The following is a 13,017-nucleotide window of genomic DNA, read 5'->3' on the forward strand; positions in this document are numbered from 1 at the left end:
TTAATTTTTAAGAGTTACCGGTTTTCCAACAATTTCGTTTAAAACCTGTATCGATGATATCAGTTCAATTTTTGCACGTTCCAATTCCAGTTCAGCATTCATATTAATGTCGTGTACGCGGGAGAATTCGGCAATATCTATTTTGCCACTTACATAGTCTTTTTCCACACTATTCAAGTGAATATTTAAAACCCCAAATGCCTTATTTCGCACCTCAACACTCTTGTAACACATTAGCACATTATTGTACTGCACAACAACCAATTGCCTCAATTCACGCTCACTACTCAGTTGCTGATATCGGTATTTGTCGAATTCAGCTTTGGCCTGCTTAAGGTTGGTTCTATCAATAATCTTGCTCAATGGAATTTTTAAGGATACTCCTACGCTGTATCTCGTTTGCTCAGTGGTAGATGTTGATGATTCTGTATTCAGATCCTCTGTAATCAGCAGGTTATCGAATAAACCATACCTGGCACTCGCTTCAAAATCCAGGGTATTCATCCAGTCGCGACGCTCTGCCTTAATTCTCAATTGACTAATCAACACTTGCGAATTGTGATATTTCAGCAAAGGAGAATTTTCAATGGCCATTTGCTGCATTTTACCCAATGGAAGCAGCAAGTCCGAAATTAATTCACCAGCCATTACCTTTTCTATAACTACCTGGTTATTTTGAGCAAAGAGATATGAATAGCTGAAAAAAATACAGCTTACAACAAGTAGGAGTTTTTTAAAGTGCATATGCAATAATTTATACGTTCTCTTTCTGGAATACCGCTGGAATTGTTCTTAATATGATCCACATATCCTTCCAGAATGAATATTTACTATTGGCAATTTCAACATATTTATTGTCGAGACCTTTTCTTTCTTCTGGCGACATTTTTGAAGTTTTACCACGCGCCTCGACTTGCCATAAACCCGTAATACCTGCAGGACCATTAAATCGATCTGTCCATTCGTCTGTTGTAAGCATTTCGGCCTCATAAAGTGGCAATGGCCTGTTTCCTACAATCGACATATCTCCGCGAATTACATTAATAAGCTGTGGCAATTCATCAATACTTAATTTTCTGATAATATGTCCAACTTTTGTGATTCTAGGATCGTTCTCAAATTTCACGAAGGCTTTGTCCTGCTTTTGTTTCTGACGTTGAATGTGAGTCACCTCCTCAACCTCTTCTTCATCACCAAACAGAATTGTCGATCCTTCACTCACCACATCTTCCTGCATCACTTCGGCAAGCTCTTCTTCGGTCTCTTCCGATTTGTATTGGTTCAGGTGTTCCAATTCTTTCAAACGCTTATCAGCATCTGGATACATCGATCTTAATTTCAGGAAATTAAAGATTCTGTAACCTGTACCAACACGCTTCGATATGTAATATACTTTCCCTTTCGATTCCAATCGAATTGCGGCAACAAATGCCAGCAATAATGGCGATAATGCAATTAATGCAAGACTTGCAAAAACAATATCAAAAGTTCTTTTGAAGAATGGTGTTGTATAAATCTTTACATTGTTTTCTTCCTGAGGTTTATTAAATTTCATATGAACCTGTAAAACCTTAAGGAAATTGATACGATTCGAAAGGGTTTCCGCCTGAACGGGTTTGGCGTAAACATCACTAATTTTTTGCTCGATGGCTTGCTTGATAATTTCGGGAGTTTTCTCCCCAACCAGCAATAGGTATGGTGTAGACATTTTTGCATCATACTTTTCAACAAACACAGTATGAAAGTCCAATCCATTTCTACCCGGCAAATCGAATTCACTAATTACGCCATCAATCTTTTCATTTTTCTCTATCCACTCCGAAGCTTGCAATGGATTGTTATGATGTACCAGCTTAACTCTACTGTTTAGTTCTTTAAAACCAGACAGAACAGCTTCGTCAGACCCAATGTACATCAGTTTCATTTGTCTGTTTGCAGTATTCATGATGCTTTTATTTAATCAAACGTTCAATTCTTATCATTAACTCTTCAGGATTAAAGGGCTTCATGATATAATCTTCTGCCCCTAGCTTTAAACACTCTACACGAACATTGCTGCTCTCCTGACTGCTAAGTACAATAATTGGGACATCATTAAAATATCCGCTCTCCTTAATACGTTTGATTAATTCGATACCATCCATATTTGGCATCTGTAGGTCTGTTAAAATAATATCAGGAATATTACCCGACTGCAACCATGAAATTGCTTGTAAACCGTCTTCCTTGGTGGTCACTTCGAAAGAGGTTTGTAAAAATCGAACCATCAGTTGGCTCATCGAAGGCTTGTCGTCTACAACTAATATTTTCTTCATAAGTAAATTTAATGCGCTCCTGTCACAGAGCAATAGTCAATTTAAATAGTATAGTTTTTGGGCATTCACACTAAAAGTGTAAACCATCAGTACCGATTTACGCAGCCTTGCTGATTTTGTTTCCTTTTTCCCCTACAGAATGCATATTTCCTATGAAACAATAGAATATTAAGAATCATTTTAAACAAGAAGACAAACTATATGGATCTGATTTTCTTTCTGCCAGAAAATTGCCTTACACTACACGCGAATAGCATAATTAGTTAGCATACAACCACTAAGACAGAAACATCCTAATAAAAGCTTATTAAAGCGTAACATTTCCTCCCATGCCAAGAACTAATCATAAACCTGAAAGTGAATCTAAAGCAAAACGTACAAATAGTTATACAATAATATTTTTGTCATGTTCAGTAAATTAATGTAACTTGTATTGTACTTTAAGCATTTCCAATAATTTAACTTGATCAAATTGAGATGAATACCAAATTAACACACACGAATGAAAGATTTAGTGTTTTAAGCGGTTCGAGCGACTTTTTAAATATCATTTTGAACAATATAAGTTCCTGTGTAATGCTATTGGACAATGAACTTAGGCTTAGAGCATTTAATGACCCATTAACTACTATTTTTTCCAATAAAAAAAATGAAGAGCTATTGTATCGCAAATGCGGAGAAGTACTTGGATGTGCCTATCAAATAGAAGAAGGTACTCCTTGCGGTAGCACTTCTAAATGTAACACATGCGAATTAAGGGTTTCGGCTCTTTATTCTTATGTGGAGAACAAGCCAATCTACAATGCACATTTAATGAAATCTTTCATCGATTTTGATGGCAACAAGGAAGACAAGCACCTGCAGTTTTCCACAAGGTTATTTAAATACCAAAAAGAGAACTACATTGTTGCAATTATTGAAGACATCACTGCTTTAAAACAAGCACAAATAGCAGAGAAAAACTTGAAAGGAATCATTTAAAAAACATTGGAATCATCAAAGTTTGGAATGAAGAGAAATCAGCAAAAGATTTCTCTTTTTTTTGTGCATGGCCTAAATCAATTACTTACAATCAGTAATTCGTATACAAGCCTCAGTAATTCGTATAAGCGTTTTCCCAATACCTGTTTTATCTTTGAACTTACAAAAATTAGCACATTTTTGTAGTGGGTTGAATTCACCATCGATCTGCTCGTAGGAATTGCTTTTTGGTGGTGAATTTTTCTTATTACCTTGTGTAGATTCAAAAAAACAGAAAATGAGTGATATTGTATATATAAAAACCATATCGGAGCTTCACGAAATCATGTCTTACGAGAAACCAAAACATCCGCTTATTACAGTGATTGATTTTTCGAAAGTAAAACCCATTCAATTGGAAGAAAGTGTAAAGGTGGTTAGCTCATTTTATTCGGTGATGATGAAAGGAGCAGCATGTGGTCATATGCGCTATGGACGTGAAACCTACGACTACCAGGAAGGCACGCTGTTTTGTATGGCTCCCGATCAGGTAATTACCAAAGATAGTAGCGAAGTAGATGATGGTGAAGAGTACAGCGGATGGGGTTTGTTCTTTCATCCAGATCTAATTCGGAAAAGTCCATTGGCAAAAAAAATACACGACTATACTTTTTTCTCCTACGAGGTAAACGAGGCACTTCACCTCTCCGACCAGGAAAAGACAAATTTGTTCGAATTATTAAATCGTATACAGGACGAATACAGCATTAACCTGGACAATTACAGTAATGATTTAATTCTGTCGAGTCTGGAATTATTCCTGAACTACTGTAACCGTTACTACGGACGACAGTTTATTACCAGGAGTTCGCACAATAAGGATGTTCTGAGCCAGCTAGAAAGTTTGCTTAAGGATTATTTTAATACCGACAAGGCAGAATTATCGGGAATCCCGACTGTAAAATACTGTGCCGAACAGCTTCACTTTTCGCCCAATTACCTGAGCGATTTGATTAAAAAGGAAAGCGGGCGCAGTGTTCAGGAACACATCCATTACAGGCTAATTGAGAAGGCTAAAACAAAGCTGCTCAGCACCACCAATTCGGTTAGCGAAATTGCCACTCAGCTGGGCTTCGAATATCCACAATATTTTAGTAAAATATTTAAATCGAAAACCGGAGTTTCGCCGGTGGAATACCGAAACATGAATTAAGCTTACACAAAATAATGAGAAGATTGAAAAAGATGGGAATTGGAGTAGGAATTATATTATTAAGCATTTGCCTGATTGGCGTTCTGTTCATTTACCTGAGTCCGGAATTTGGACGCAGGGCCAATGCAACACAAAAAAAGGCTTATGCTTTGCTACCAAATTATAAAGATGGAAAATTTGTGAATCGCGAAAAAATTGAGATGGAAATGAGTTTTCGCTCTTTTTCGAAAATGTTTCGCGAAATGTTGAGTCCCGATCCTAATGTAAATCCAAAATCGAATATTGATGTTATAGAATTAAGCTCGGATATCCTGCTTGCAAAAGCCGATTCGATAAGCGAAGTTATTTGGTTGGGCCATTCCTCTTTCCTGATTAAACTGGAAGGTAAAACCATTCTGTTAGATCCTGTATTTAGCGAAAAAACAGGACCTCACTCCTTTTTTGGAAGAAAAAAATACAACAAGCAAATGCCTATTGATCTGATTGATATTCCACATATCGATGCGGTGTTTATTTCTCACGATCATTACGATCATTTAGATTATTTCAGTATTGTAAACCTAAAAGACAAAACCGATCGTTTTTTCGTACCCCTTGGCGTAGGAAACCATTTGCGATCGTGGGATGTGGAAGAAAACAAAATCACTGAATTCAATTGGTGGGAAGAAGCTTCGTACAAAGGAATCGAATTCGCATTCACCCCTTCGCGACACATGTCAGGCCGAGGTTTTGCCGATCAGTCAACAACACTTTGGGGTTCATGGGTATTAAAAGGCAATGCTACAAGCATCTACTTTAGTGGCGATGGCGGATATGGTGAACATTTCAAAGAAATTGGAGAAAAATACGGTCCATTCGATATTGGCCTAATGGAATGTGGACAATACAATAAACTCTGGGCCGATGTGCATATGATGCCCGAAGAATCGGTACAAGCAGGCTTGGATGTAAAAGCTGAAAAAATTATACCAATTCATTGGGGATCATTCCGACTTGCCAATCATGCATGGACTGAGCCGGTTGAGCGTTTTTCGGCCAAAGCCAAAGAACTTAAGGTGGATATCTTAACACCACGAATTGGAGAAAGCATTGCACTTTCTGGCAAAGTTCAAACCACAACAAAACAATGGTGGAAAGAACTAGCAGCTAAATAAACTTTGATTTTATAATTTGTACGGGCTTGTCGATATTCTATTGGCAGGCTCGTGTTCTTTTTGACAAACCTGGAAAGCATAGCCTAAATTTGAATTCCAAGTTCCGTTTGTTTTAGGGGCATCCCTACGGATTGTAAAGATCAGGGTTAAAGAAATCCATAATAGATTTAATCATCTCAATTTTCACATTGGCCTTTTTGTGTTCCGGATCAATATCCGTAGTATGCAAATAAGCACTTAAAGCGTCTGGGAGATTTCCAATTTTGTGATACAGTTCACCAATTTGAAACTGGGCTTCGATATTTTTTTTATCGATCACAATTACAGCTTTATATTTTTCGATGGCAGCTTCTGACTTATCATTTTTAGCCAGTTCGGCAGCCTCTGTCATTAATCTTTCAACTTCAGTGCTCATTCTTTTGCTTTTCACAATGGATTAAATCTTCAAGTATTATGGGCAAATGTAAGCAAATTGCACGATTTTTAATCCAGTTTTATGCGTGTTTTCGTAAGTTTGTAGCATACATTTCAAAATTCATCTAATTACCTACAAGAATGGCAAAACAACATTGGAGACCCGGAACCATGGTTTATCCTATTCCAGCTGTTATGGTTAGCTGCGGATCAAAACCTGAAGATTACAATATCATCACCATTGCCTGGACCGGAACAATTTGCAGCGATCCTGCCATGTGTTACATCTCGGTTCGAAAAAACAGACATTCCTACGACATCATTAAAAACTCGGGCGAATTTGTAATTAACCTTACCACTAAAGATTTGGCATATGCTACCGATTGGTGTGGGGTAAAATCGGGTAAGGATTTTAATAAATTCGAAGAAATGAAGTTAACCCCTGCTCCTTCGAGAGAAATTTCTGCTCCAATTATCGAAGAGTCGCCTTTAAGTATCGAATGTAAGGTGAAAAATATTGTGGAGTTGGGATCTCACGATATGTTTATTGCCGAAGTGGTAAATGTTCAGGCCGATGAGAAGTATATCAATGAAAAAACCGGGAAGTTTTTATTAAGCAAAGCCCGCCCTATTGCTTACTCTCACGGATATTACTTTGAATTGGGACAACTAATCGGGCAATTTGGTCATTCGGTTATGAAAAAGAAAACCAGGGCAAGTAAAAGCAAGAAGAAAAAGTAACACATTCTGCATAAAAAAAATACCGGCTCAAAAGGCCGGTATTTCTATATCTACTTGTTTACCTTATCGAATTCTGTCCATCGAACGAATCATCGCTTCATCTTTACCAATACTTCTCAGTGCAAGGTAGCTTAGGATTAAGGCAACCAATGGAAAAGCATTAATAATGCTGTAATCAGCAATTGCGTTCAACTCTTTGGTCTGACTGTTTATGCTGAAGTAAATTAATCCCATTGCACCCAACATGCACACCATATTAAAAATGGTTAAGCGAATTTGAAGCATTCTCTTCTTATAAAGAAAAATCGTTATCAAACTAATTAAGGCAATTACCGTTAATAAAATTGCCACCGGGTAAGCCATGAAAACTGCTGGTGCACCTTCGGCAATCGCCGGAATTCCCCTGTATAAAAACTCATAATTTTGTCCGGATGGATCGGTAAGCTGTGCCAATGGGAAAAAGAACATGATCCCGATTAATATGAAGCTTCCTAATAAATATAAAGTTTGAACTCTTTGTATCATGATAAATTAATTTTTGTACAAATTTAAATTTAAATACAAAAGCAGCAAATTTTCATTTGCTGCTTTTAACCATCATTACTTAACACTAACTAATCACACTTACAATCGTTTTTAAGGCAGTTCCCCTAAAACTTCCTCAAAACTAAAATCATAAGCTTCTACGGTAAGTTAAAGCCGCAAAATTTAAGTAGGTTATTAACCATTTCTTTTTAACGACATATAGTCGATATAATAAATTACTTTCAGCGACAAGCTATTAAACTGAGTCGCATCAAATGTGTTCTTTAAATTGTTTACAAAGCGATGTGCTACCTGATCGCCACTATCAAAAATTGAATTTTTCCATACTACAGCCAACTCACTACCCGGAGCAAATCTCCATGAGTACACCATATCCAGGTTAAAGCTGTTAAAGTTGATATCATGATTTTCATCGTAATCAGAACCAGCCAGTCTACCATCGTTCTTTAGCGTATAAAAGTTTTCGTATTCTGCTTTTGCCCAATAATGTCTGGCGCGCAACGACAGGGAACTCTTGTTATTGAAAATGAAATTTGCACTCAATCTATTTTCAAGATAAGAGGTATTTCTCTCGCCAATATAAATCCTGGTTGTTACATCATCTATTTCTTCACTGCTTGCGTAGCCCAACTCATTCAGTTCTCTATCCCACTCCAACTTGTAGTTCATGGTAAATCGATCGTTAAATCGGTAACGCGGCTCAATTTCAAGCGAAAAAGTTTTTAAATCATCATTCGATAAGCTTTTCCCAAAGTCACCTCTTACATCAATAGCGAATGCTTTCCTGTAATCAGACGATATCCAGGCACCTCCAAAAGCCGATGATCCTTTTCTCAATTTCATTCCTGCAACTCTTGGCTCATTGTAATCGTAATGGTGGATTGGTTTGATATTACCATACATCCCCATTGCCGTATGATCTTTAAATTTTACACGTGCATTATAGAATATGGTGAATCGAGCATATCGTTTTGGCTCATATCGGGTTTCGTGATGAAATCGGATATTTGCAAATCGGGTTAAAACCTTGCCTTTAGGTTCATGATTTGAATAGAAAAAATTCAAATTGTTATTGATTTGATTATTGCGATGCAAGAATCCCATATCATTCGGATTGTAGTCATCAGAAATCATTCGATGAAAGAAATCCCAGGTAAATTTTCCACTGATCTTTCCTACCTCCACCTGGTGATAGTGACCATTCTGATCGGATTCACCATCAATCATTCGTTTGGAGAAAATCCCTTTACCAATAATTCGATGCGATCTTTCAGCATTTTTGAAAACAAACTCCGTTCCGGCTACATTTGCCATATAATCAATCTCAGGAACATATCTGTTAGTATTAAAAAAGCTGATATACGATTCGTTCTTTAAACTTTTATCAATCACAAACATGTTATAATTGGTAAATGGCTGAGTTTTCACCTTTCTGCTTTCACCGCTTATGGTATCTTTAATGGTGGCATAAGTATTTTTTGTCATGGCATTTAACACCCCAATCCCCAAACCATTTGCATTTCTTCCCGAAACTTTGGTTGCATTTATAATTTTCGATTCAATCGGATTTTCCGTCACAATCTCATCATCTCCCAAATTATCGTAGGCAGCCCATTTATTCATTGGTCTTCCACCAATTCTTCTCGAGTAAAAAATATTACCACGGTTAAAAAGCTCGGTTGCTTCAGTAAAGAACTGTCTTTTTTCGTCAAACTTGGTTTCGTAAGGCGAAAGGTTCAAGACCTCGTCATCCGACTGTACCTGTCCAAAATCAGGAATCAACATCATATCCAAGGTATAACTTTCGTTGATACCATATTTCAAATCCATACCGCCACGATAATTATCCTCCCACTTCGATTCATCAGAAGATTTATCCATATAAACCGAAAAGTAAGGCGTAAACGATAGGCGTACCGGTGGATTCACATTTTCAATCCCTTTTAAAACCCCACTTTGGTTGATCCAACCATCTTCCTCTTTATCAATAAAATTCCAGGTCACTTTTTCACGCACTTTCTGAACGTTTCTAATTACGTTCAATCCCCATACCTGAACATCTTTTTTAGGGAATCTCAAAGCTGAATAAGGAATTTCGAATTCGGCGCTCCATCCAACACCATTAATTTCTGTGGCACTTCTCCAAACTCCATCCCAACTGGAATCTTCACGATTGTTTACCACTTTGGCATCCCACTGCACCCCGGCAGGAGTTACAGCAAACTCGAAAGCATCCAAACCATTGTTAAAAGGATCAATCAGCAATAACACAAAATCGGTGTTATTCATCTCATCTCTTTTACTTAGGTTGTTAAAAATATTTTTCGGATCGGGGTCATACATCATTACTCCTACCACAAGAGCATCATCGGTGTAAACAAATTTTACTTCTGTTTTAAAATTAGATGGACTACCATTGTCTGGTTCGTTTTGTATAAAATCCGTTGCTATGGGCACACCTTTCCAGATCGGATCATCGAGTTTTCCATCGATAACCGGCTTATTCGCAACACGAATGGCGCGAATCTCCTTCTTTTCAAGATTTACAGTGTATGCAGGCAATGCCATAATTAGTAACAGAACGATTAGTACGGGCAATTTATTCATGGTTGTTTTTAGGTAATAATAGTTTTAATCGGTGTAATTAATTTGGTTGTCTGTCCCTTCCTTATCATACAACATGCCAAGAAATCCTACAACTTGATAATCAGCAGAATTGTTTAATTTAAGATTTACACAAACTGAACGCTTTCGGAACTACTCTGTTCGATAGTGAACACAAAAAAGCCGCTCGCAAACGCGAACGGCTCAAAATTATTGATAATAACTTCTCGTTATTTCTTCTAAACTGTTAATTATTTCCTAAAATCAATGGCATTCCATCTTTTCCACTTCCAATCACTACCACTTTCGAATTTGGAGATTCCGATAACTTAATTGTAGCCTCGATTCCACGCATTTTCAATAGGGCTGGAGTTAAACTGCTGTTGATAATCTTATTCGCTCTAGCTTCCCCTTCTGCAGCAATTCTTTTACGTTCAGCCTCACTCTTTTCTTTTTCAAGTTTAAACTGATATGCCAAAGCTTCCTGCTCTTGCTGTAGTTTGCTTTCAATTGCAACTTTAATTTTTTCAGGCAAGTTAATCGAACGAATCAAAAGCGCACGCATTTGAATGTTATTGCTCTTCAAAATCTCTGAGGTTTCCGTAATAATGGCCTCCTCTACCTCTTTTCTCTTGGTTGAATAAATTTCTTCGGCAGTATATCTACCCGCAACTTGTCGAACCGAAGAACGAACTTCAGGAATTACAAGTTGGCTGATGTAATCTTTACCAAAAATTTCGTGCAAGAAACCAATTTTGTTATAAACCGGATTAAAACGAACCGAAACATCAATATTCACAGACAAACCATTCTTGTCCAAAACATCCATAGTTTCTTCACTTTTTTGCTCTCTCACGTCGTAAACATGCATGTCGTTCCAAGGAGCAATAATATGGAAACCTGGCATGAATACATTTTCTTTATCCAATCCACCAGAGAACTTTCTAAAAATCACTCCACGCTCACCAGGCTGAAGTGTTAAAAACATACTCGAGCCCGATAAAATGAGGATAATAGCAAAAAATGCCAGTACAATTAAAAAATAGGGTTGCTTCTTCATGATCTTGTATTTATAATTTTTATTTATGATTCAATTTTTATTTAAATATAGCACAATAATATTAGATTTTTTTGAATTTGATGATTTGTTAAAGCTAATAAAAGCGCGAATGTAAAAGAATATATTTTGTTAGTTTGTAGATTGAAAAATTTTCTATAGTTTCGGCTCCTTGCTATCAATAATTTTTTGAATATGGAAAAAATTAAATCATCAGAACTAATTATCAATCCCGACGGAAGTGTATTTCACTTGCACCTTCGTCCCGAACATTTGGCCGATACGGTTATTTTGGTTGGAGATCCGGGAAGAGTAGAATTAGTTGCCAGCTTCTTTGATGAAGTGGAATGCACGATTTCGAATCGTGAATTTGTAACTACAACCGGAACTTACAAAGGGAAAAGATTTTCTGTTCTTTCTACCGGAATTGGCACAGACAATATCGATATTGTAGTAAACGAACTGGATGCCCTGGTAAACATTGACCTGGAAACCAGAACACCAAAAGCAGAACACAAAAGTCTTGATTTAGTAAGAATCGGAACTTCGGGAGCACTTCAAGGCAATATTCCTGTTGACTCATTCTTGCTATCGAACAAATCGATTGGCTTCGACGGCATGCTTAATTTCTATGCTGAACGCGATAATGTTTCCGATCTTGATTTTGAACAGTCGTTTAAAGATTTCGTAAAATGGGATGCTAAATTGGCTTCTCCTTATGTAGTTCCTGCTTCGAAAAGTCTGATTAATAAACTTGATGGAGACGATATGATTCAAGGCGTAACCATTTCTGCTAACGGATTTTATGGTCCACAAGGCAGAGTTTTAAGATTACAAACCCTTGATCCAGACTTGAACGACAAAATTGAGGAATTCGATTTTAAAGGTGAAAAAATTACAAATTACGAGATGGAAAGCTCTGCCATTTTTGGATTGTCGGCAATGCTAGGACACAATGCTGCCGCGGTTTGTGCAATTATTGCCAACCGAATTACCAAAGATGCCAGTAAGGATTACAAGCCAACCGTAAAAAGCTTAATTCAGGTCGTTCTCGACAGACTTAGCTAAATTGGTTTCGGCCTAATTTTCAAAGAAATAACCCATAAGATTGCTTTTGCTTATGGGTTTTCTTATATTTAGTCGGGCCAAAACCTTAAGTTATGAATGAGAATAAACTCACCGCTCTATTATCTTTGTTAGACGATCCAACGCCGGAGATCTATAAAAGAATCGAAAATGAGTTGACTAACTTACCAATTTCTATTATTCCTCAACTCGAAGATTACTGGCTGGATTCTAAAAACACAATACTTCAGGAACGACTTGAGCAAGTCATCAACAAAATTCAGTTCTCTCACGTAAAGAAGGAGCTGATAAACTGGGGTAAATCGGAATCTCCTAACCTTATTGAAGGAGCCATTCTGGTGAATAAAAGCTATAATCCCAACCTGATTACTGAACCTATCCGGAAGGTAATCGATAAGATTAAAAAGGATGTGTGGCTTGAGTTAAACAATCAATTAACAGCATTAGAAAAAATCAAGATTCTAAATCATTTTTTCTACAACATTTACAATTACCAGGCTTTATCGCCTAATCAACCCACCAACTGGGATAGTGACATTGGAACCGTTTTATCGCAAAAGCAGGGGAACTATGTAATTATCTCCATCATTTATGCTGGAATTGCGCAGGAATTAGGCATTCCTGTTTATGGCATACACCTCACCGACAGTGTACTGTTGTGCTATGTGGATAAAGTGGATGAATCGTCCAAAAAGGAAGATGTCCTTTTTTACATCAACCCGATAGACAGAGGTAAAGTTTTCGGACGTGCAGAACTGCAGTTTTTAATAGAATCGAAGAAAATTGTTAATCGGCCTAAATACTATAAAGCCGCAGAGAATACAAGTTTGATAAAAAGATTGGTAAAGCACAATATCAGTGTGTATAAAAAGCTGAAGCTTACCACTTATGTCCCAAACTTTAAAGATTTGTACAAATCAATTTAAA

General features: G+C 37.1%; 13 protein-coding genes. 6 read left to right on the top strand and 7 right to left on the bottom strand.

Translation table 11 applies throughout. The features are described 5' to 3' along the window. The 3 genes from ELS83_RS09240 to ELS83_RS09250 are packed head-to-tail and all read right to left on the bottom strand — an operon-like array spanning position 1 to position 2,315. Positions 1 to 744, bottom strand: a complete 744-nt coding sequence (locus ELS83_RS09240; protein WP_171595265.1) for a TolC family protein — start codon at positions 742 to 744, stop codon at positions 1 to 3. 10 nt (positions 745 to 754) lie between these two features. Further along, positions 755 to 1,945, bottom strand: a complete 1,191-nt coding sequence (locus ELS83_RS09245) for a sugar transferase (RefSeq protein WP_216616444.1) — start codon at positions 1,943 to 1,945, stop codon at positions 755 to 757. 7 nt (positions 1,946 to 1,952) lie between these two features. Continuing rightward, positions 1,953 to 2,315: a response regulator gene (locus ELS83_RS09250; RefSeq protein ID WP_171595267.1), complete on the bottom strand. Its 363-nt coding sequence runs from the start codon at positions 2,313 to 2,315 to the stop codon at positions 1,953 to 1,955. Between the two features lie 477 nt (positions 2,316 to 2,792). Between ELS83_RS09250 and ELS83_RS09255 the strand changes: the two genes are divergently transcribed. From ELS83_RS09255 to ELS83_RS09265, 3 genes are all read left to right on the top strand, one after another. Next, positions 2,793 to 3,296, top strand: a complete 504-nt coding sequence (locus tag ELS83_RS09255) for a nitrogen regulation protein NR(II) (protein WP_171595268.1) — start codon at positions 2,793 to 2,795, stop codon at positions 3,294 to 3,296. A gap of 277 nt (positions 3,297 to 3,573) precedes the next feature. Next, positions 3,574 to 4,488, top strand: a complete 915-nt coding sequence (locus tag ELS83_RS09260) for a helix-turn-helix domain-containing protein (RefSeq protein WP_171595269.1) — start codon at positions 3,574 to 3,576, stop codon at positions 4,486 to 4,488. Between the two features lie 14 nt (positions 4,489 to 4,502). Beyond that, positions 4,503 to 5,642, top strand: a complete 1,140-nt coding sequence (locus ELS83_RS09265; RefSeq protein ID WP_216616446.1) for an MBL fold metallo-hydrolase — start codon at positions 4,503 to 4,505, stop codon at positions 5,640 to 5,642. A 124-nt stretch (positions 5,643 to 5,766) separates the two neighbouring features. Here the strand turns inward: ELS83_RS09265 and ELS83_RS09270 are convergent, their stop codons facing one another. Continuing rightward, positions 5,767 to 6,057 (bottom strand): tetratricopeptide repeat protein, encoded by a 291-nt coding sequence (locus ELS83_RS09270; RefSeq protein ID WP_171595270.1) that lies wholly within the window; start codon positions 6,055 to 6,057, stop codon positions 5,767 to 5,769. A 140-nt stretch (positions 6,058 to 6,197) separates the two neighbouring features. On the opposite strand from ELS83_RS09270, the gene ELS83_RS09275 reads away from it, so the two are divergent. Continuing rightward, positions 6,198 to 6,797 (top strand): flavin reductase family protein, encoded by a 600-nt coding sequence (locus ELS83_RS09275; RefSeq protein ID WP_171595272.1) that lies wholly within the window; start codon positions 6,198 to 6,200, stop codon positions 6,795 to 6,797. Between the two features lie 63 nt (positions 6,798 to 6,860). On the opposite strand, the gene ELS83_RS09280 is transcribed toward ELS83_RS09275, so the two are convergent. From ELS83_RS09280 to ELS83_RS09290, 3 genes are all read right to left on the bottom strand, one after another. Next, a complete protein-coding gene (locus ELS83_RS09280) occupies positions 6,861 to 7,322 on the bottom strand; it encodes a DUF4293 domain-containing protein (RefSeq protein WP_171595273.1) in 462 nt (153 codons plus the stop codon). A gap of 195 nt (positions 7,323 to 7,517) precedes the next feature. After that, positions 7,518 to 9,950, bottom strand: a complete 2,433-nt coding sequence (locus ELS83_RS09285; RefSeq protein WP_171595275.1) for a DUF5916 domain-containing protein — start codon at positions 9,948 to 9,950, stop codon at positions 7,518 to 7,520. Positions 9,951 to 10,194: 244 nt separating this feature from the next. Further along, positions 10,195 to 11,007, bottom strand: coding sequence for a prohibitin family protein (locus tag ELS83_RS09290; RefSeq protein ID WP_171595276.1), 813 nt, complete (start codon positions 11,005 to 11,007; stop codon positions 10,195 to 10,197). A gap of 192 nt (positions 11,008 to 11,199) precedes the next feature. On the opposite strand from ELS83_RS09290, the gene ELS83_RS09295 reads away from it, so the two are divergent. Both ELS83_RS09295 and ELS83_RS09300 read left to right on the top strand, forming a co-directional pair. Then, complete coding sequence (locus tag ELS83_RS09295; RefSeq protein ID WP_171595277.1) at positions 11,200 to 12,072, top strand: nucleoside phosphorylase; 873 nt, start codon at positions 11,200 to 11,202, stop codon at positions 12,070 to 12,072. Positions 12,073 to 12,164: 92 nt separating this feature from the next. Beyond that, on the top strand, positions 12,165 to 13,016 hold the full coding sequence (locus ELS83_RS09300; protein ID WP_171595279.1) for a transglutaminase family protein: 852 nt from the start codon (positions 12,165 to 12,167) through the stop codon (positions 13,014 to 13,016). Position 13,017 lies beyond the last annotated feature (1 nt).

Origin of the sequence: Marinifilum caeruleilacunae, from assembly GCF_013141825.1 — a bacterium.
Taxonomy (GTDB): Bacteria; Bacteroidota; Bacteroidia; order Bacteroidales; family Marinifilaceae; genus Marinifilum; species Marinifilum caeruleilacunae.